Source organism: Clostridium sp., from assembly GCF_051650885.1.
In the GTDB taxonomy this organism is placed as follows: Bacteria; Bacillota; Clostridia; order Clostridiales; family Clostridiaceae; genus Clostridium.
The window spans coordinates 1-20,850 of the sequence record NZ_JBOFRG010000072.1; the positions used below are offsets into that span (position 1 = coordinate 1).

22 protein-coding genes and 1 pseudogene are annotated in these 20,850 nt (G+C 28.2%); 20 read left to right on the forward strand and 3 right to left on the reverse strand.

The window, feature by feature from the left end; translation table 11 throughout:
• The 7 genes and pseudogenes from ACRC28_RS03660 to ACRC28_RS03690 all read left to right on the forward strand — a co-directional run.
• Positions 1-246, forward strand: a pseudogene (locus tag ACRC28_RS03660) (NADH peroxidase); the annotation flags it as partial.
• A 204-nt stretch (positions 247-450) separates the two neighbouring features.
• Positions 451-813, forward strand: a complete 363-nt coding sequence (locus tag ACRC28_RS03665; RefSeq protein ID WP_438542098.1) for a DUF1540 domain-containing protein — start codon at positions 451-453, stop codon at positions 811-813.
• A 136-nt stretch (positions 814-949) separates the two neighbouring features.
• The gene (locus tag ACRC28_RS03670) at positions 950-2,866 is read left to right on the forward strand and encodes an FUSC family protein (protein WP_438542099.1); all 1,917 of its coding nucleotides are present in this window, start codon (positions 950-952) and stop codon (positions 2,864-2,866) included.
• A gap of 61 nt (positions 2,867-2,927) precedes the next feature.
• A complete protein-coding gene (rlmD, locus tag ACRC28_RS03675) occupies positions 2,928-4,313 on the forward strand; it encodes a 23S rRNA (uracil(1939)-C(5))-methyltransferase RlmD (RefSeq protein WP_438542100.1) in 1,386 nt (461 codons plus the stop codon).
• Between the two features lie 331 nt (positions 4,314-4,644).
• Positions 4,645-4,881, forward strand: a complete 237-nt coding sequence (locus tag ACRC28_RS03680; RefSeq protein ID WP_438542101.1) for a hypothetical protein — start codon at positions 4,645-4,647, stop codon at positions 4,879-4,881.
• 750 nt (positions 4,882-5,631) lie between these two features.
• Complete coding sequence (locus ACRC28_RS03685; RefSeq protein ID WP_438542102.1) at positions 5,632-5,940, forward strand: hypothetical protein; 309 nt, start codon at positions 5,632-5,634, stop codon at positions 5,938-5,940.
• 291 nt (positions 5,941-6,231) lie between these two features.
• Positions 6,232-8,166: an FUSC family protein gene (locus ACRC28_RS03690; protein ID WP_438542103.1), complete on the forward strand. Its 1,935-nt coding sequence runs from the start codon at positions 6,232-6,234 to the stop codon at positions 8,164-8,166.
• Between the two features lie 56 nt (positions 8,167-8,222).
• Here the strand turns inward: ACRC28_RS03690 and ACRC28_RS03695 are convergent, their stop codons facing one another.
• Complete coding sequence (locus ACRC28_RS03695; protein ID WP_438542104.1) at positions 8,223-8,828, reverse strand: hypothetical protein; 606 nt, start codon at positions 8,826-8,828, stop codon at positions 8,223-8,225.
• 282 nt (positions 8,829-9,110) lie between these two features.
• Here ACRC28_RS03695 and ACRC28_RS03700 point away from each other — a divergent pair, with 282 nt between their 5' ends.
• The 5 genes from ACRC28_RS03700 (at position 9,111) to tsaA (ending at position 13,596) form a co-directional block, all read left to right on the forward strand.
• Complete coding sequence (locus tag ACRC28_RS03700; protein WP_438542105.1) at positions 9,111-9,806, forward strand: response regulator transcription factor; 696 nt, start codon at positions 9,111-9,113, stop codon at positions 9,804-9,806.
• A 97-nt stretch (positions 9,807-9,903) separates the two neighbouring features.
• Positions 9,904-10,821: an ATP-binding cassette domain-containing protein gene (locus ACRC28_RS03705; protein WP_438542106.1), complete on the forward strand. Its 918-nt coding sequence runs from the start codon at positions 9,904-9,906 to the stop codon at positions 10,819-10,821.
• On the forward strand, positions 10,821-11,618 hold the full coding sequence (locus ACRC28_RS03710; protein WP_438542107.1) for an ABC transporter permease subunit: 798 nt from the start codon (positions 10,821-10,823) through the stop codon (positions 11,616-11,618). The genes ACRC28_RS03705 and ACRC28_RS03710 overlap by 1 nt, the downstream gene beginning before the upstream one ends.
• A gap of 39 nt (positions 11,619-11,657) precedes the next feature.
• The gene (locus ACRC28_RS03715; protein WP_438542108.1) at positions 11,658-12,557 is read left to right on the forward strand and encodes a sensor histidine kinase; all 900 of its coding nucleotides are present in this window, start codon (positions 11,658-11,660) and stop codon (positions 12,555-12,557) included.
• Positions 12,558-13,140: 583 nt separating this feature from the next.
• A complete protein-coding gene (tsaA, locus tag ACRC28_RS03720; protein WP_438542109.1) occupies positions 13,141-13,596 on the forward strand; it encodes a tRNA (N6-threonylcarbamoyladenosine(37)-N6)-methyltransferase TrmO in 456 nt (151 codons plus the stop codon).
• A 311-nt stretch (positions 13,597-13,907) separates the two neighbouring features.
• On the opposite strand, the gene ACRC28_RS03725 is transcribed toward tsaA, so the two are convergent.
• Positions 13,908-14,078, reverse strand: coding sequence for a hypothetical protein (locus ACRC28_RS03725; protein ID WP_438542110.1), 171 nt, complete (start codon positions 14,076-14,078; stop codon positions 13,908-13,910).
• A gap of 260 nt (positions 14,079-14,338) precedes the next feature.
• Here ACRC28_RS03725 and ACRC28_RS03730 point away from each other — a divergent pair, with 260 nt between their 5' ends.
• The 5 genes from ACRC28_RS03730 (at position 14,339) to ACRC28_RS03750 (ending at position 17,469) form a co-directional block, all read left to right on the forward strand.
• Entirely contained in the window at positions 14,339-14,794 is a 456-nt protein-coding gene (locus tag ACRC28_RS03730) for a GNAT family N-acetyltransferase (protein WP_438542111.1), read from the forward strand.
• Positions 14,795-14,908: 114 nt separating this feature from the next.
• Positions 14,909-15,550, forward strand: coding sequence for a Vat family streptogramin A O-acetyltransferase (locus tag ACRC28_RS03735; RefSeq protein WP_438542112.1), 642 nt, complete (start codon positions 14,909-14,911; stop codon positions 15,548-15,550).
• Positions 15,551-16,049: 499 nt separating this feature from the next.
• Positions 16,050-16,457, forward strand: a complete 408-nt coding sequence (locus ACRC28_RS03740; protein WP_438542113.1) for a GNAT family N-acetyltransferase — start codon at positions 16,050-16,052, stop codon at positions 16,455-16,457.
• A gap of 24 nt (positions 16,458-16,481) precedes the next feature.
• Positions 16,482-16,919 (forward strand): hypothetical protein, encoded by a 438-nt coding sequence (locus ACRC28_RS03745; protein WP_438542114.1) that lies wholly within the window; start codon positions 16,482-16,484, stop codon positions 16,917-16,919.
• Between the two features lie 25 nt (positions 16,920-16,944).
• The gene (locus ACRC28_RS03750; protein ID WP_438542115.1) at positions 16,945-17,469 is read left to right on the forward strand and encodes a ClbS/DfsB family four-helix bundle protein; all 525 of its coding nucleotides are present in this window, start codon (positions 16,945-16,947) and stop codon (positions 17,467-17,469) included.
• Between the two features lie 15 nt (positions 17,470-17,484).
• On the opposite strand, the gene ACRC28_RS03755 is transcribed toward ACRC28_RS03750, so the two are convergent.
• The gene (locus tag ACRC28_RS03755; RefSeq protein WP_438542116.1) at positions 17,485-18,033 is read right to left on the reverse strand and encodes a Uma2 family endonuclease; all 549 of its coding nucleotides are present in this window, start codon (positions 18,031-18,033) and stop codon (positions 17,485-17,487) included.
• 260 nt (positions 18,034-18,293) lie between these two features.
• Between ACRC28_RS03755 and ACRC28_RS03760 the strand changes: the two genes are divergently transcribed.
• From ACRC28_RS03760 to ACRC28_RS03770, 3 genes are all read left to right on the forward strand, one after another.
• On the forward strand, positions 18,294-19,139 hold the full coding sequence (locus ACRC28_RS03760; protein WP_438542117.1) for a hypothetical protein: 846 nt from the start codon (positions 18,294-18,296) through the stop codon (positions 19,137-19,139).
• A gap of 8 nt (positions 19,140-19,147) precedes the next feature.
• Positions 19,148-20,470 (forward strand): hypothetical protein, encoded by a 1,323-nt coding sequence (locus ACRC28_RS03765; RefSeq protein ID WP_438542118.1) that lies wholly within the window; start codon positions 19,148-19,150, stop codon positions 20,468-20,470.
• Between the two features lie 115 nt (positions 20,471-20,585).
• On the forward strand, positions 20,586-20,813 hold the full coding sequence (locus ACRC28_RS03770; RefSeq protein ID WP_438542119.1) for a DUF1659 domain-containing protein: 228 nt from the start codon (positions 20,586-20,588) through the stop codon (positions 20,811-20,813).
• Positions 20,814-20,850: the final 37 nt, after the last annotated feature.

Genomic DNA, 20,850 nt, shown 5'->3' on the forward strand with positions numbered 1-20,850 from the left:
GAAGAAGCTGAGCACGCTGCTAAATTCGCTGAATTATTAGGAGAAGTTGTAGTTGCTGATACAAAAGCTAACTTACAAGCAAGAGTTGACGCTGAGTTTGGTGCATGTCAAGGTAAAAAAGATTTAGCTACTTTAGCTAAGCAATTAAACTTAGATGCAATCCACGACACAGTTCACGAAATGTGTAAAGATGAAGCTAGACACGGAAGAGCTTTCAAAGGATTATTAGACAGATATTTCGCATAGAAAATTGCATAATATATAAGGGCTACACTTTAAAAGTGTAGTCTTTTTTTTGAATAATTAAATTAAAGAGAGAAAGTATTCACCATAGATAAGATTAGTGAATACTTTTTTCTTTATAAATAATCATATCCTAAAGTTTAAGCATATAAAAGATATAAAAAGGGAAAAATATCTCAAAGGCTTAATTTGAAAGGAGTGATTTTTTTGACAACATTAGGATGTAGTGTGCATAAATGCGTAAATAATGAAGGTGGTTTTTGTGGAGCTAATAGTATTTTAGTGAGTGGAGCTGATGCTTATACAAGCCATCAAACACAATGTGAAAATTATGAAGTTGAAACTGTATTAAATGCTTTTAAAGCGATTCCAAATACAAATTTTTTAGGGGAGCTTGCACAGATTGTATCTACAAGAGATGAAATTAAAATTACACCAGAAGTAGTTTGTACTGCTGAGAATTGTTTATATAATGATGCAGGAATGTGTGGAGCAACTAATATTATTATTGTAGAAAATAATATTAATAGAAAAAGAAATCAATGTGAGACTTTTATAGAAGGAAGATAAAATGAATTTTACTTTAGATAGAGTATAGGCTTTTTAGGAGCCTATATTTTTCTTTTAATAACAATTTATGAATAAATCATAAAAGGGAAGTTAGAGAGGAGAATATTTATTAAAATAGGAGGGAGGAGGGGAAGAGATGAAGATATTTAAAGGAAAAGAGCTAGTCTTAAGGACAATTGTATATGCCTTAGCAGTTTTAGTCTTTTTTGGATTATGGGGACTTCTTGGACCTGGGAAAGCTTTTATTGGTGCAACTATTGCAAAGGGTTCTTTAGTTTTGATGAATACAGATTTAACAGGAAATAAATTAAGAAGTACAATTGTATTTTTAATAGTTTTTGTGTATATTGGATTATTTTCATTTATTTCTTCATTAAATATATTTTTAGGATTGTTTATTAATTTTTTCTCTATCTTTATATTAGCTTATAACTTTACATCTAATATAAAACAGTGGATATGGAGACCTTTTGTCTTAGGATATTTATATCTTTTAATAGAGCCAGGGACTTTTAAGGAGTTACCAGTTAGACTTATAGTACTAGCGTTTGGAGCATTATTTTTAATGCTTACTCAAATTATTGTAAATAAGAATAGATTTAAAAAAAGAATGAATAAGAATTTAGATGAACTTTTAGATAAGATAAGTATGAAGATTGATGTTATTTTAGAGGGAAAGGAAGTTTTAGATAATACCTTTAAGGTGAGCGAAAATGTAAATGAGATTGTAGATTCAATTTATAAAAAAAGGATAGACCCAATTTTTATAACTAAGGGAGATAATGAGATACTAAACTTAACCTTGTACATAGAGAGATTGAATTATTTGCTTAAAGAGATAAATATTGATTTACATAATGATATTGAATTGAATTTTATGAAGGATTTGAAGAGGTTAATATTAGAGATAAAGAATATTCAAAATAAGGAAGAAAAGAACTTAAATATAATCCAGTTGATTGATAATTTTATAGAAAAGCATAAGGATAAGGAAGATTATTATATATATGAAGTTTTACAAAATTTATTTATGTTAAAAGAGAATTTGAATATGAAGGATTATAGTAAGAGGGACATCTTATTAAATAGAAGGCTTAGAAAAGAAATTACTACTGTATTTAATTTTAAGATAAGTAAAAAATCATTAAGATTCTCCTTTGCCTTTAGAGCAGCAGTTCTACTTGCAGGGTCATATTTTATAGTGAGTTTATTAAAAATTGAGGAAGGTAAGTGGATTGTATTTACTATATATGCTGTTATTGAGCCATTCTTTGAAGATTCTAAAAAGAGATTTCCTAAAAGGTTTAAGGGTACAGTGCTTGGAATTATAGTATTTGCTTTGATATATCTTTTAGTTGGAAACATTATTATAGAAGGAACATTGTTTGTGATACTATATTATATATATGTGATAAGCAAGGATTTTCAAATTAAGACTATGTGCACAGCAGCAGTAAGTTTAGGACTGTTTTCAATAGCAACTGAAACTCCAGGAAGGGGAGTATTACTTAGAATTTCCTTTGTAGCACTTGGAATAATTATAGGATATTTAGGAACAAAATATATATTCCCATATGATATAAAGAAGGCTTTAAGAAACTTAATTAAAAATTATAATAGTTTAAGTAATGAGATATTAGATTTTTCAATTGGTGGAGTAAAAAATATATATTATTATAGACTTCTTGGGGAAAAAATGAGTATATCCAAGCTTTATGAAAGCAAGATAATAGGACACAATGCAGTTATTAAAGATAAGGATATAGATAGATTTGTATATAATCAAAGGATTTTAAATAACACTATTTATTTTACAATCTACTTTTTTAAGGAAGAAGGAGTTAAGGTAGATGTGTTAGATAAAATAAATTATGATATAAGAGGAAAAAATGAAGAAGAAGTTTTAATTAAGGTGAAAAATGAATTTAAGGAAAAGTTTTTTGAAGTTCATGATAATAAAGAAAAGTTAGCTTTTTTAAATATGCAACGTATTGTAGTTAGATTAAAGGAGTCTGAAAAGCTAACAGAAAAGCTACTTAAAAAAGAATGGTAAAGAAAAAAGAAGATAGGTATGATATAATTAAGCGAAAATAAATTAAGAAAAGGTGAAATGGATGGTAGATAAGAATAAAGAATATACTTTAGATATAATTTCACAAGGGTATGAAGGTGAAGGTGTAGCTAAAATAGAGGGGTATCCAATATTTGTAGAAGGTGCCTTAAAGAATGAAAAAGTAAAGGCTTTAATAGTAAAAAATAAAAAAAATTATGCTTATGGAAAGCTTGTAGATATAGAAGAAAAAGCAGAAGGACGTGTAGAGCCAAAGTGTGAATATTATAAAAGATGTGGTGGATGTAAAATTCAACATATGGATTATAAAACACAGTTAGACTTTAAACATGAAAGAGTAAAAGACTGTATAAGTAAAATTGGAGGATTGTCAGAAGATTTAGTGGCTTATCCATTAGGAATGGAAGATTCTCCTTATAGATATAGAAATAAAGTTCAATTACCAGTTGGATTAGTAAATGGAGAACTTAAAATTGGATTTTATGCAGAAAGAAGCCATGACATTATAGATATTGAAAACTGCCTTATTCAAGATGAAAAAGCAGATAAAGCAAGAGCAGTGCTTAAAGAATGGATGCTTAAATATGGAATAAGACCAGCCTTTAAAGATTCAAAATTTGATAAAAAAGGCTTAATACGTCATATAATGATAAGAACAGGCTTTAAAACAGGTGAGGTGATGGTTGTCCTTGTAGGAACAAGAAAGGAAATACCACACTTAGAAGAGTTTACAGAAGCTATAAAAAGTAATATAGAAGGAATAAAAAGCATAGTCTTAAATATAAACAAAGAAGAAACTAATGTTATACTAGGACTAGAATGCATTACTCTATGGGGAGAAGATAATATACAAGATTACATAGGTAACTTCAAATTTAACATAAGTCCATTATCCTTCTTCCAAGTAAATCCAATACAAACAGAAGTCTTATATAATAAGGCTTTAGAATATGCAGACTTACAAGGAGAAGAAACTGTATTTGATGCATACTGTGGTACTGGAAGTATAACACTATTCCTATCACAAAAAGCAAAAAAAGTTTACGGTGTAGAAATAATAGAACCAGCAATAATAAATGCAAGAGAAAACGCTAAACTAAACAACGTAGAAAATACAGAATTCTTCGTAGGAAAATCAGAAGAAGAAATACCAAACCTTATAGAAAAAGGAATAAAAGCAGACGTAATAGTAGTAGACCCACCAAGAAAAGGATGCGATATAAAACTACTAGAAGCAATAGGAAAAGTAAAACCAGAAAGAATAGTATACGTATCATGTGACCCATCAACACTTGGAAGAGACTTAAAAATACTAGAACAGCAAGGCTACAAAACAGAAAAAGTTCAACCAGTAGACATGTTTCCACACACTGCACACATTGAGAACGTAGCTTTACTTGCCAAGGAACGAAGTGACGACGGGAAGTAATTAGCACGTTCCATGCAAGGGATGTCCAAGAAATCGAGCGAAGCGAAGATTGATTGGGAACATCCTACTGCTGAGAGTGTAGCTTTATTAATTAAAAATTAAGAGTTAAGAATTGAGGGGAATCGCAAGCGATTTTTTAGGAGTTAAGAATCGGATAGTGAAAAAATATTAATGATAGAATAAAAAGAAATTTATTGATAAATGGAATTTAGATGTGGAATTAAATATTAGTGGCTAAAAATTTTTTGATAGAGGAATATAAAATTAGTTTAGATGGGAATAATTTAAAGAAAAAGATACATCAGAAACTACATTAAAGGAGTTGATTAGTATGGATGAAGCAATAGAAAAAGCTGAACAAAAAATCGAATACTTAAGTAGTAATGAAGAAGCGATGAGAATTTATTATGAAAGAGAAAGGTCACTTCATGAAAGAGCTAATATGATTAATTCAGCAGAGCGTAGGGGAAAATTAGAATTTGCAAAAAATCTTTTAGATGTTTTAGATGATGAAACAATAGCATTAAAAAGTGGATTAGACCTAGAAGAGATTAAAAGACTGAGATAAATGATTTAAATAGATATATTAGAAAATATTTGTAAGGATAAAGCAGAACTTAAATAAAATAGTTCTGCTTTATTTTTAGTACATAAGAGGAATGTTACTAATTTTTCCATGAGTGACGAATAAAGGAGCAGTAATGCTCCTTTTATTTATGTACAGGAAAGTATAAAAATTTCAAATAATAAAATTAAGCAATATCAATACTTGAGGCGAAGTTCAGAATACGATATGTTACCACGAAGTGGACGCGGCGATAGCCACTTTTTTATGTTCTTCTTAAAATAAAGATATTTTAAAACACTATTCAATATAATGTATAAATTAATTAATTATAAGATATGGTGGGGATATATTTTTTCATAAATATAAATAAGAAATGACGTAATAAAATGAAAAAAATGTATTTCAATGATAACCTTAGGTGCTTTATTTAGCAATGTAGTTCCAAGAATGATAAAAATAGAGGATTTAGGCAGATAAGTTGCTAGATTCCTTTGATTTTTTAGAAATAATCAATTAAATACCTATAAAATACAAAATAGGAGTATTTTTACTTTGGGATATGCTATAATGAATTTATAGCAAAAAGTAATAAAAGTTAAGAGAAAATTGATGGATAAGATAGTAAGGGAATTGTTATTATATTCAGAGTTAATATAAGATGAAAAAATAAAAACTGTAAATCAGTTAATAGAGAATAGAATTCAAGATTTAAAAGAATTGAACTTATTATAATTTAAAGGGGAGATATTTATGATTAACGCACAAGTAAAGTTTCAAGAAAGTAGAGGGATAATAGAACCGTTAACTAAGGATATTAATGCCTTTCTTTCACAAACACCAGGTATTTACTATACTTCACATGAGATTGACAGTTTAATTGTATCAACTGCATATAATACTTTAAAAGAATTATTAGTAGAATATGATAATAGTGGTTTTAAAGAACCATCATCTCATATAGGCTCTTTATGTTCTTATTTAGCAAAGCAAGGGTTATTAAAACATTCACAAAAATATTGTCCTTATCTACGTAGGGATGGAGATGCATTTGCTATATAAAGATAGGTGAATTCTTAAGTGGATAAAATTAGATGTAGCTTATTAAGTATAGTATATATGCTTATCCTACATCTTTTTTATATGCTAGAAGATGTAGGGTGAAGTCTATAAATTTAAGTTATTGATGAAGTTATGACGAAGAAGTAGGGAGTGTTTTCTACTTCTTTTTAATTTTCATAGAAAGTTTTATTTTTGAGGCTTTGTGTTCTTTAAATGTTTATAGTTTGAAAATAAAGTATATAATTTTTTGAAGTATACTTTTCATTACGACTATTTTTTAGGGAGGATGAAATGAAGAAGTTGAGCGGAAAAATTATATTTAGTAAATTTATATCAGGAACGTTTGTATTTTTATTGGCTACTGTTTTTGCAGTGGGGTTTAAACTTTTGTTTGGAGAGAATAATACTTATGTTGGGATAACATCTTATATTGCGATGCTTATGTATTTGGGGAGGGATTTAACTACAAATATTATAGGTAATACTCTAAAGTTTATATTGATAAATCTTTGTATGGGGCTTGTAGTTTTTGCAGGAAGTTATAGTTTATGGATTGCTATACCTTTAAATCTTATTTTGATGCTTGGTGTTGGTTATGTTACTTGTAATGAGCTTAGGACACCAACTTATGTACCTTTTATGTTACAGTTTGTGTTACTTATAGCATTCCCAGTTCCACATAGCCAAGAGGGGATGAGACTTCTCTCTTTAGTGTTTGGGGCAATAACAATTATGATACCTCAATTATTACTTAATAGAAATAGAGTTAAGAAGAGCTCTGTTAAAATATTTTTAAATATAAATAATTTGGTAAAGCAGAAGACTTTATTAATTAAAGAGGGAAAAGATGTAGAGGCTATTGATGAGCAGATAAATGGATTGTTTAGAAGCTTGAAGTATCTTATTTTTGATAGTCGCGAAAAGGATTTTTACATATCAAAAGAGGGTGAAGCTAGTTTAAGCTTAGTTACAGCATTAGAGAAGCTTAATATAACTTTATCTTATAAGGAAGTTATAAATGAAAATATCACAAATTTTATATCAAGATATTTTGATAAGTTAAATGAATTATTAGAAGGTAAAATTTTAGTAGATGAATTTATAAAGAAAGTGGAGAAATTTATAAAGGATAATGAAGAGTGTTTAGTAGAAGGAAAAAAACTTCAAATAATAAATAGTTTACTATTAATTAATACAGCTTTAGTAGATGAACAGAAACATTCAATTGATTTAAAGAAAGATATTAAGGCTACTAGAAATAGATTTAAGGTTTCAAGAAAGCTTGCAAAGGATACAGGAAATTCATTAGGCTTTAGTTATGCTGTTAGAGTGGCTATTGGTATGACTATAACATGTTTTTTAACGCAATACTTTCATTTAGAAGAGGGAACATGGATGATGTTTACTATATTTTCTTTAGTAAATCCAATCTATGAAACTGCTAAATACAAGACTAAGGATAGGATAATTTCAACTTTACTTGGAGCTGTTGTAGTAATAATATTATTAAGCATCTTCAAAACTGAAGGTGAAAGAACTCTTGTTTTAATGGCAGTAGGTTACATAATGTGCTATACAAAACAATATAAGTATAATATATTCTTAGCAACCATATGTATAATCACCCTTGCAGCAGGAACAGGAAATGTATATGACTTTGCATTCCAAAGAATAGCATTTGTTATTATTGGAATGATTATAGCAATAATATTAAATACATTTGTTTTAAGATGTGATTTAAAATCTTTAAACAACAGACTTAAAAAGCAATATGAAAAAACAATCTATGGAATGTTAGAATGTATTTATAATATGGCTAAAGAAGGAGAAATAAATAGATTTGGAATACAAAATCTATTTTTAACATGTGCAGCTATTGATAAATCAATGAGAGATAATTATGGAGTTGCAGGAATTCAATTTAAAGAAGAGATAGAACTAAATAGCTACATCCTAGTTTCAGATATTTATATCCTATATACAGAGCTTGAAAAATATATAGATGATGAGAACTATAGAAAGTTTGTTATGAAATCATTAGAAAAAATGGAAAGTTTAAAAGAAAATACAGATACAATAGATGAGTTCAAAGAGAATGTACAAGCTGGTGAATCAATAGAAATAAAACTAGCATATGCAAACATCTTAGAAATGTTTGAGAAATTTAAAGTTCTTATAGAGAATAAAGGTATAGAGAATTTATTAGAAGATAAACAAATATTTTAAAAGAAGCAAGATTGATTCTTGCTTCTTTTAAAATATTCAAATTAATAAATATTATTTTAGCCATTTGAAGCCATATCGCAGAAGCTTAATTTTATTTTGCTAGACTTTGATATAACAGCAAACATTGACATGACTTTATCATTATTTAATAAGTTTTGAAGCTTTGGGTTATTAGTGGTGTTTGATACGTCTACAGAATCTCCATTAAATTCTAGTTCAACAGTTTCTTCAGATAATTTTTTATATTTATTAGCAGATGATGTATTTAATAAAGAGATAAGACCACATCTTTCCTTAGCTTTTTTTATAAGCTCTTTTTCCCTTGCAGTAAGTTCAGTTTCAAACCGTTGACCATTAATAACTACCCATCGCTTATTATCATCCATACCCATCTCTTCAAAACCACTGGTATCAGGATTGTTTGCAGCATAATTCATTATGCTTAAAATAGTACTTCTATCAACATTAACAGTAGTTTGAGCAGCTGTCCCTTTATCTACAGGAATCATTCCAGAGGGATATGGACTGCTATTAGCATTGATTTGATTAACATTTACTTTTTTTGAAATATTATTTTCTTTATTTAAATTAATATCTGTTTTATCTAAATTAGTCCTATGAATAGTATTTTTATATTGCATAGATATAGAATTAATTTGCATATAAATCACCTCTATTAGTATTATCGTGAAAAATGATAGAGACTTTATATTCTATATTTCTTTTTGTTCATTGGAAAATATTTGAAAATTATGTATACTATATTTTAAGTAGAAATTTTTTAGAAGTATTTGATAGATAGGAATTTGTAGGGGAGTTAAATTTTAAAAACAAAGATGGGTTGTTACAATAACAATACATTTTTGTTTTCTTTTATATGAGATGTTTTAAAAATCGTATATAAATGCTATTATTGAATTGAACTATTGTGAGAGGAAAAACTTATGAATAATGAAATAAAGATTTTAATTGTTGAAGATGATAATGATATTAATAATTTATTAAGGGACATGCTACTAGATAACCAATACGATGTATCTAGTGCATATTCAGGTACAGAAGCCTTAATATATTTAAATCAAGAAAAAATAGATATAGTATTATTAGATTTAATGTTACCTGGAAAATCTGGTGAAGAAGTTTTAAATGAGATAAGAAATAAATATAAAATGCCAGTAATTATTATTTCAGCTAAAGAAGAACTTGGAATTAAACCTAAATTACTTAGGGCAGGAGCAGTAGATTTTATTAGTAAACCTTTTGATTTAGATGAAGTTTTAGCTAGGATTGAGGTAAATATACGAAGAATTAAAGAAATACAAATAAACAATAATGATGAAGGAATATTTAAACATAAAGAAATAACTTTAAATTCTAATACTAGAGAAGTATATGTTAATGATACTTTATTAAATGTAACTTTACGTGAGTTTGAAATATTAAGTTTATTAATTAAATATCCAAACAAAGTTTTTTCTAAAGATAATATTTTTAAAAGTGTATGGGGAGAAAATTATATAAATGATGACAATACAATAATAGTACATATTAGTAATGTTAGAAATAAACTAGGTAAAGCTGGAGCTAAAAATGATTATATAAAAACTATATGGGGTATAGGTTATAAACTTGAGGTATAAAAATTATAACTTAATACTTTCTTAAGGTTTTCTTTGTAGTTATTTAGGAGTTATTTTTTATAATTAACTTAAGTTACTAAGAAGGGAGCTATGATATATGGAAGAATATATTTTAAAAGCAAATAGTTTAAATAAGAACTATAACGGAAAATCTGTATTAAAGAATTTAAATATGAGTATAAAAAGAGGAGATATTTATGGCTTAATTGGGAAAAATGGAGCAGGAAAAACTACATTAATGAGGTTAATAACAGGTTTAGCTAACATTAATAGTGGGTCTATAGAAATATTTGATGTACATAATGAAAATAGTATTACTACTGAAAGAAAACGAATAGGTGCATTAATAGAAATGCCTGCATTTTACGGTGATATGACTGCTGTAGATAATATGGAGTTAGTTAGACTACAAAAAGGAATCCCAGGTAAAGCCTGTATTAAGGAAAAGCTAGAGTTAGTTGGATTAACAAATGTTGAAAAGAAAAGAGTAAAAGACTTTTCGCTAGGAATGAAACAAAAGCTTGGCTTAGCAATGGCTCTATTAGGAGACCCAGAGTTTCTCATATTAGATGAGCCAACCAATGGATTGGACCCAATGGGAATAGTTTATATGAGAGAGTTATTAAAAAAAATAAATAAGGAAAGTGGAGTAACAATATTAATTTCAAGTCATTTATTAAGTGAGTTAAATCAATTAGCAACACGCTATGGTATACTTAATAATGGAGAACTAGTGGAACAATTAACACAAAAGGAATTAGATGAAAAGTGTAAAAAATCACTAGAAATAAAAACTGATGATTTGAAAAAGACTACATGGGTGCTTGAAAATATATTGAAAACAACAAATTATAAAGTCTTACCAAATGAAGTAATTAAGGTTTATGATTATGTTAATGAATCAGGTAAGGTATCTAAAGCATTATCACAAGAAGGTATTACAATTTACCAGATAAGTATTTCAGGTGATAATTTAGAGAGTTATTTTATGAGTATTGTTGGAGGAAATATATAATGATTAATTTATTAAAAGCTGATTTATTTAGATTAAGAAAAAGTAAAACTTTTAGAAACTCTATGATAATAATTGGAGTTTTAGTTGCTGTATTTTTATTTATGTGCTTAGATGAAGAATTTTTCTTTTCTTTAAATGTTACCTTTAGAAACGATAGAGTGTATGGTTTTTATCTTGGGGGAATAGAAGCAAATATAAATTACATTAATATTTTTAGGTCATCATTAGCATTTACTATATTTGCATGCTTAACTATGATTTTCTTAGTTACTGATTCAGTAATTTCTAAATACTCTAATGGAGTATTAAAAAATACAATATCTTATGGTCATAATAAATATAAAGTATACTTATCTAGTGTTATTTCTAATTACATCGGAGTTACGATAGTTGCTATTTCATATATATTCTTTTTTATGATTGGAGCAATTTGCTTATTTAAGCCAAATACGATGATTTCTAAAAATGAGTTATATGTAATATGTATAGTTACTTTAGTATTGCTAATTATTTTAGCAGCAATGGTTAGCTTATACACATTAATATCAGTTATTATAAAAAGTAAAGTTGTTATTGCAACTACTGGAGCATTATTTATGACTTTTGGCACTGGAGCATTATTTGATGTTATAAGTAAATCTACTCAAAATAAGATACCAATATACATGCTATTAGATATTTGTGGACAACCAGAGATTTCACCATTACTAAAAACCTGGGTTATAAATTCGTTTATAATTATAGTTGTATCAACAATTTTAGGATGTGTAATATTTAATAAACAAGAAATAAAATAATTAAAAGAAAATATATAATAAATAAGCGAGGTGAGTAAAATGATTGCAGTTATAATATTTTTAATTATTATTATAATAGTTTTACTTCTTCGCTTACTTTTTGTAAATAAAGAAATAAAGAACATTGTAAGACAATTAGAAGATTATAATAATTTTAAGACTAGAAAAAAAATAGATATAAATTTAGTGAATAAAAATATTGAAAGTCTAGCTCAAAGCATTAATAAGCATATAGAGATATCAAAAAAACTTCAAATCAAGCAGTCTAATTCAGAAGAAGAATTAAAGAGCATGATTTCATCAATATCGCATGACTTAAGAACGCCCCTTACTTCAATAAAAGGATACTTGCAAATGCTTAAAAAAACAGATATAACTGATGAGAATAAAGCCAAATATCTGGATATAGCAGATAAGAGAGCAAAAGATTTACAAGAGTTAATAAATCAATTTTTTATGCTGTCAGTAATAGAAGATAATAAATATAATATGGAGCTTGAAAGTGTAGATTTAAAAGATACTTTTATTGAAATTTTGACTAGCTTTTACGATGAATTTACTAGTAAAAACATAGAACCAATAATAGAAATTTGTGATAGTGAAGTTAGTGTTTTAGGTGATTATGCAAGTATAAAAAGAGTAATAGAGAACTTAATGATAAATATATCAAAGCATTCTAAAGGAAATGTTAAAATAACAATAAATATTACTAATAACTATGCTGAATTAACTGTAATAGATTATATTGATAATAACAGTGATATACAAATGGAAAGCTTATTCAATAAATTTTATAAAGCAGATAAAGCTAGAAAAGTTAATAGTACTGGATTAGGGCTATCTATAGTAAAAGAATTAATGGTTAAAATGAATGGAAGTGTAGAAGCAGACGTGCAAGACAACAAATTATTTATAAAATGTAGGTGGAAATCAAGTTAATATAAAATTTTTATGTTTATTTTTTATGAAAATTTGTTATAATATAAATAAGAAAAGCTTAGTGCGTCAACACTAAGCAATCCTTAGAACATTTATTTTGTTTTAGGGCTATTGAATGAATTAAATAAATTTAATTAAGAGTAAAGCACACTATTTTTAGCGAGATGGGTGCTTTTTCTCTTTGCCGTCAACTTCTATATGAATCCCAAGAAAATTAATCTTGATAATTAATTTAGCAATGAAAAGATTATATTTTAAAACTAATCTTATAATATAAATAGTAACAATGCTTTTTATAATTAATTCTAGCATATTCAATACCACCCCCTAACTACGATGAACTCTCATCAATAGTCCTAGGGAGATAAAATGTTCAAAACCTCCGCAGCCATCTACTACGGTTTACAAGATTATCACTTTTGAATTATACCATATTTAGGTACAATATATGCATAAGAAATAACTGGTAAATAATATCTTTAATAAAGGGAATATAGCTTATACATCTCGATAAATTCCAATTTAATGTTGAGATTAAAATCATAATAATATTATTATGAAAAATAAAAAGGGGGAGAGTACAGTGCAAATAAATTTAAATCCTATTGGGTATGTAAGTAATCATATTGAAAAGAAAAAAGATGAATCTTGGGGCAATGATATATCTAAAATAGAATTAGAAAAACAATATAATGGTGGTTTGGCAGGGTTAGATGATTTTTCTCATGCAATTATTATATATTATTTAGATAAGGCTAAATTTGATATAGAAAAGCACCTACAACGTAGACCACAAAATAGAGATGATATGCCAATGGTAGGTATATTTTCACAAAGGGGTAAAGATAGACCAAATCAAATAGGAATGACATCAGTTAAGATAGTATCCACATCAGATGATTTGTTAATAGTAGAAGGATTAGATGCTATTGATGGCACACCTATCTTAGATATTAAGCCATACTATCCAGTGTATGACTGTAAAATGGAGTCAATCGTTCCAGAGTGGGTAAATCGTTTAATGGAGAATTATTTTTAAGTATATTATGTAGATAAATTTCAAATTTTAGATAGATAAAAGAGAGGTGGTATAAGAAATGTGTGAGTCAAGATGTGGGATTTTATGCAGTCAATGTGAATATAGAGAAAAGATTGGATGCATGGGATGCATTAATATTGTGGAAAATTTAGGTATTTAAATAGATGTTGTTTATTTTTTATAAAAGTTTGATATAATATAGATAAGAAAAGCTTAGTGCTGGTAACACTAAGCAATCCTTAGAACGTTTTTAGTTTTAGGGCTATTGGTCAGATTTATTTAAAGTTAAATAAAATCTTAAAAAAGCACAATTATTCTTGTTGGGATGTAGTGCTTTTTTCAGTTGTTTTAAAACTTAATTTAAAACATTTAATACTTATGTTAAGTTCAAATTCTAAAAGTTTAGTTTTTGAACTTAAGGCTTTTAATATAATTATGAGTAAAAATACAACAACAATTGATAAAGCAAGTATCATATCCAATACCACCCCCTTAAGCTAAGATGAAAATCATCAGTAGCCCAAGGTGGAATACGTACAACCACCGTAGCCAACTCTACGGTATTTCAAATATTACTTTAAAAGTATATCATAATCGGGTGTCTAAGATACATATGAAATATATGGGAAAGAGAAGCAAGAGTAATTTCTTGCTTTTTTTTATTTGGAAAATATTTGAAAATTATGTATACTATATTTTAAGTAGAAATTTTTTAGAAGTATTTGATAAAGAGGAGAGGAAAATGAATATTAGAAAAGCAAAAACAAGTGATTTATCAAGAATAGCTGAAATATATGTTTTTAATAATAGAATGAACTTTTTTCCTATATTTAAAGATGAGGAGTTTTCATTTGGTGAATTGCAAGTGGCTTCATTGATAAGTAATTATTTTAATCAGGATGAAGTAATGGATAATATTTATGTATTTGATAATGGGGTAATAAGAGGCTTTATTCAAGTGAATGGGAAAGAGTTATGCAAAATATATGTAGATGCATTTTTCCAAAGTAAAGGGATTGGTAAAGAACTCCTAGAGTTTGCAGTTAATGAACTTAAAGTGGATAACTTGTGGGCACTAGAAAAAAATACAAGAGCAATTTCTTTTTATAAAAGATATGGTTTTTATTTAACAGGTGAAAAGAAATTTGAAGAAGACACTACAGAATATCTTGTTAGGATGGAGAAGTTAGGGATATAATAAATTTAAAGTTAAATAAAATTTTAAAAAGGCACAATTATTTCTTGTTGGGAGGTAGTGCTTTTTTCATCTGTTTTAAGATTTAATTTTAAATATTTAATATGTGAGGTTTTTATGGAAAAGAATATAGGGCCAAATCCAATGAGCATTTATCCAAATGAAAATATAAAAAGTGTATGCTTTATAAAAAATATTATCAAAAACCCTAATATACAAGTTGGGGACTATACTTATTATTCTGATGAAAATGGATGTGAAGACTTTGAAAAACATGTAACACATCATTATGAATTTATAGGTGATAAGTTAATAATAGGTAAGTTCTGTGCCATTGCTAGTGGTGTTGAGTTTATTATGAATGGAGCTAATCATAGAATGAATAGTGTAACAACATATCCTTTTAATATTATGGGAAATGGATGGGAGAAAGTAACCTCTAAATTAGAAGATTTACCATATAAGGGTGATACTATTGTAGGTAATGATGTTTGGATAGGACAAAATGTTACAATATTACCTGGAGTAAAAATAGGTGATGGTTCTATTATTGGGGCTAATTCAATTGTTACAAAGGATGTACCTTCTTATAGTATTGTAGGTGGAAATCCTGCAAAAATTATAAGTAAAAGATTTGATGAGAGCTTGATTAATCATTTATTAGAAATAAAATGGTGGGATTGGAGCAAAGAAAAAATATTTTCTAATTTAGAAGTATTATGTAGCTCAGATTTAGAAGCTATAAAAAATATAAAGTAGCTAGATATTAGAAAATAAAAAAGGGAATTATATAAGATATCTAAGAATATTAAATTTAATTTATAATAAATTATTAGTAAATAGAGGAAGATGAAGTTATATTGTTTATTTTTTATAAAAGTTTGATATAATGTAGATAAGAAAAGCTTAGTGCTGGTAACACTAAGCAATCCTTAGAACGTTTATTTTGTTTTAGGGCTATTGGATAGAATTAATAAAGTAAATTAAGAAAAAAGGTGCTAATCTTCGTTGGATGGGGCATCTTTTTGTTTGCTTTTAATTTCGAATATTACTTTAAAAGTACATCATAATCGGGTGTATAAGATACATATGAAAAATATGGGAGAGAAAAGGGAGAGGAATTTCTCTTTTCTTTTTTTGCATTGGAAAATAATTGAAAAAGATATATACTATATTTTAAGTAGAAACTATTTAAAAGAGTGAAGAAATTTAAAGTTAAAACTATTTGATAAATAGGAATTTATATAGGAGATATAAAATGAATTATTTAATTAGAGAAATGAGAGAAGATGAATATAATTTACTTAATAATTTTATATATGAAGCAGTTTTTGTTCCAGAAGGAATGGAAGTACCAGCAAAAAGTATCATAAATCAGCCAGAGTTGCAGGTATATGTTAATGATTTTGGAAATAGAAAAGATGACTACTGCTTAGTTGCTGAATTTAATAGAAAAGTTATAGGTGCTGTTTGGGTTAGAATAATGAACGATTATGGACATATTGATGATACAACGCCATCACTTGCTATATCTTTATATAAAGAGTATAGGGGATGTGGAATAGGTATGGATATGATGAGAAAAATTATACTACGCTTAAAGGAGAATGGATATGAAAAAGTATCTTTATCAGTTCAGAAAGAGAATTATGCAATGCAAATATAAATAGGAATTGAAAGTGAGGAAAATATGTGTCAAGAATGTTATGTAAATGATAGTAGAATAACACCATTATTAAATCCAGTAGAATGTTTAGAAAAGCATACACAATATGTTTGTGGAACTTGTGGGAGATGTATATGTATAGAGCATGACTCTAAAAGAGGATTGCAGAGATGGAATTTTCCTTTTAAATCATTAGAGATTGCAAAGATTTATTTGAGAACTGCTGATTATACTATTAAAAGAGCATGTGGGGTTTATGAAATAAAGAATAGTAAGGGGAGAACTTCATATAAAATTTTTAGTGGAGTGGAAGATTTAAAAGTTTATTTGAATAAAAATAAAGATAAATCATGTGAAAGTATGATACCAATTTTTAGTATGTGTGAATATAAAGAATATGGAAATGAGAAGACACAAAAGTTAAGTGTTCAAGAAATTGAAAAGTATATGAGAGAAAGATAATTTTGAGTTGAAGGAGAAGGTGAAATTGGTATATAAAAATAGGGATGAATTAATTTTTGAAATTTCAAAGGGTGCAAGATTGTTTATTAATGAATTTAACTGTATTTCTGAAAAGGATAAAGATAGATTAATTGGTGGTGTAGATAGGACACCAGCTCAAATGATTGCATATCAATTGGGATGGATGAATCTTATTATAGATTGGGAAAAGAGGGAGCAAGAAGGGGAAGAAGTTATAACACCAACTTCTAATTATAAATGGAATAACTTAGGTGGGCTATATGAAGAATTTTATAAGCAATATAAGGAGAATAGTTTAGAAGAGTTATGTATTGAATTTGTAAAAACTGAGGAAAGAATTATTGAATTAATAAATACATATGCAGATATTGAACTATTTGAACAAGGGGGAAGAATGTGGTCATCATCAACTCCTTCTAATTGGCCAATATGGAAATGGATTCATATAAATACAGTGGCACCATTTAAGTCATTTAGAACAAAAATACGTAGGTGGAAAAAGCTTAGTAATATAGAAGAAGCAAGATGATTTTCTTGCTTCTTTTTAAATGTTGTGAAAAATTCTAGCTAATGGGAATGATAAATTTGGAAAGATGAGTGAAGTATAGGTATCATTTGAATTATAGACTTTTACGGGTCTAAACAAGTTATCTTCTAAAATAAGTTGAACTAATGAACCATCTTGATAAACTAAGCAATATTCTTGTACATTGTATCTAGCATAAAGCTCCATCTTTGTTAAAGTATCTAAAGAAGCATTTGATTTTGACACGACTTCAAATATTAGAGTAGGAACAGTTAAGATTGATTCTCCTTTTGTTTTTATAGAATCATCTTCAGGACAGACAACAAAAACATCAGGTTTAACTTTATTTTCATCTAAAATCACTTCAATTTGCTCTGAATAAACCTCACAAGGTGTTGAATAAAAATGGTCATCTAATTTAGCTGCAATTCTTGTAGCTATTTTATTGTGAGCTTTTGAAGTAAAGCTACTATAATAGATTTCATTATCTATCAATTCAACTGCTTTACCTTGTGCACAAAGTTCTTCGTAAATTAAATCATTATTTGAAATATTAAGCTTTCTCATTATAAACACCTTCCTTTTATAGTTTGAGTTTTAACACATTTATTTATAATTATAACATTTTTTTAATTAAGAATTTAAAATTAAAAATTTAGAATTAGAGGAACTTGCAAGAGAATTTTTTTGCTTCTTTTTTAATGGTGTGAAAAATTTTATATTTGAAATTATTTAACTGGATTTAATAAATTTTTTATAATTATGGAAGGTTTATGAATTTGATGTATAATTAGATTAGGAATTTGAATGATTAGGGGGCATAGGAAATGTTTAATTCAGGATATAAAAAGGAAGCTGTGGCTAACTTGAAGGTAGAGAATGAAAAGTATAAGAAGAAGTATGATGAGGTGATGGATGAGGTTATTAAGTTACATACGTCACGTGTTAGATCAAGTGAGTTGATAAAGCGTGTAGAAAAATATGTGAATTCTATTGCTAATAAACCAAAGGAGTTTGAGAGAGACATTAAGGCGATTGAGGTTAATTGTAAGAAGTTTGATTCAGAGATAAATGAGTTGGAGATTGAAGGAAAGAAGGCAGATACAGTTAGTGGATCTGTTGCAGGAGCAGGAGTGGTTGCGGGAGCTGGAGTAGCAGCGTTTGCACCAACAGCAGCAATGGCAATAGCAACAACTTTTGGAACTGCTTCAACTGGAACTGCAATAGCAAGTCTTAGTGGTGCAGCAGCTACAAATGCAGCTTTAGCATGGCTTGGTGGAGGTGCCTTAGTTGCAGGTGGTGGCGGAATGTCTGCTGGAAGTGCACTTTTAACATTGGCAGGTCCAGTGGGATGGGCTATTGGTGGTGCAGCTTTAGTTGGTGGAGGAGTCCTTGCAAGTAGCAAAAATAAAAAGGTTGCAAAACAGGCTGAGGAACAAACTTGCCAGATAAAAGAAGGAAGAGAAAGATTTTCAGAAATTTATGCAAAAGTAAATGGAGTTAGAAGACAAATTCTTGAGATAAGAAGTACCTTAAATACATTATTAAATGAAATGTTTAGATGGAGTACAAGAGATTATTTAGAGTTTACGGTAGAACAAAGGGCTGGTATGAATAAATTACTGAATTCAACTAATTCATTATCTGCAAAATTAAATGAGAAAGTAAATTAGGTTAAATTATGAAATATACAGAGGAGTGGACAAGTGCTAAGTGTGATAAATATGATTATTTAATTGCAGCATTTTCAGGCGTTGGAGCAGGTTTAATTGATGTATTCTTTGTGGGAATGCCAGGGGATAGTGTGCTTGGTAAATTTACAGATGCTCAAGCTGATAATTTAGTTAAAAAGTTTGCAAAGACAGTTGGATGGAAGCCTACTGAGGGAAAAGAAAACAGTGTTGCAAGTGCAATAGGATTTCTTGAAAAAAAATTCCCAGTTAATTATGACCAAGCACATTCAGCTGCTACAGGTGGAGCTTTTAAAATGGCTGCAAATAACCATCATTATAAATCTTTATCGCATTCGCCTGATGTTGTAGGATTATTCTTTTCTATATTAGACCAATTTCAGGGGAAATCAAGTTTTTTGAGTGATGGAAAATTAATTAGAATAGAAACTACAGCTCAAAATTTAGAGTTATATGGCTCAAGCCTACCTGCAAAATTATTTTGTGGATTTTGTAATTGGTTAGGTCATGTTATGTCTGATTTAGCAGGAAGTTCAGGGGGAAGAAGAAAGGGTGCTGGAAGAGGTTCAGGATTATCAATTCCTTTTATGGAGCTATTTCAGTTATGTGACTTTGGAGAATTAAAAGTTAATGAACATAGGCAAACTCTAGCTGTTGTAATGACACAGGTATTTCAAGAGGGATATGATGTTAGATTTGGTGCTGCTATGGCAATACCAGTATTAATTAATGAATTAATGATTCGTATCCTTTGGGTTATTAAGAAACGTTTTTTTGAAAAGAAGGATTGGAGAGAATGTTTTCCATCTCAAAAGCATGCAGACCTTAGAATGATGCTTATTGTAGGACATGGAACATTATGCTTGATAGATGGAGCAGATGCAGCAATTCGTTCAGGTGGAAATGCAGTTACATTTATATTGAGATTAAATATTATTGGCTGGGCAAGACTTCTTATATTAGTCTTTAAAGAGTTAAAAATACGATATGGTGAGCAGATAATGGTAAGGCTTGGACAGTTTGTTAGAGAAATGGGCTATATGCTAAGCTACAGTGACCGTAAACTATTAGATGATTACTATTTACGTATGGAAAGAGTTGATGAAGAACTTAGTATTTTATTAAAGCAATTTATAGAAATGGTGGATAGAGAATATTTACTTATTCATAATGAATTAAATCAGATAACAAATCCTAAATTAAGTGCTACAGAGCAAGCTATTCATAGTCAAAAGCTTGCAGAATACTGTAATGTACCAGAAGAGAAAATTATAAGAACAGATAAAGATTTAGATGATTTTTTCTTAAATTAGAAGAGAAGAAGCAAGGAGATTTTCTTGTTTCTTCTTTTTTTTTTGAAAAATTTTTAAAAAATTTTCTCCCTTTTTTATTTTGTGCATATTTAAGGAGTGAAGGGAGTGATGTTAAATGATTAAGAAGATTATTGAAAAGGCTTTGTTTAAGGTTTCTTATGCAAAGGGTACTGATGATAAGGGGAATGATATCATCAAGAGCCAAAGCTTTAGAGGGATTAATGTAGATCTTGCACCTGAAGATTTATATGGGTTTGGAAGTTTGATTGAAGGACTTTTAAATTATGAGGTTTCTGGTTTTGGTTTAGATGAAAGTTATGACTTAGTAGAGCAACAAGCTTAATTGAAGGGGAGGGTTTAGAGTATGGAAAAGGTATTGG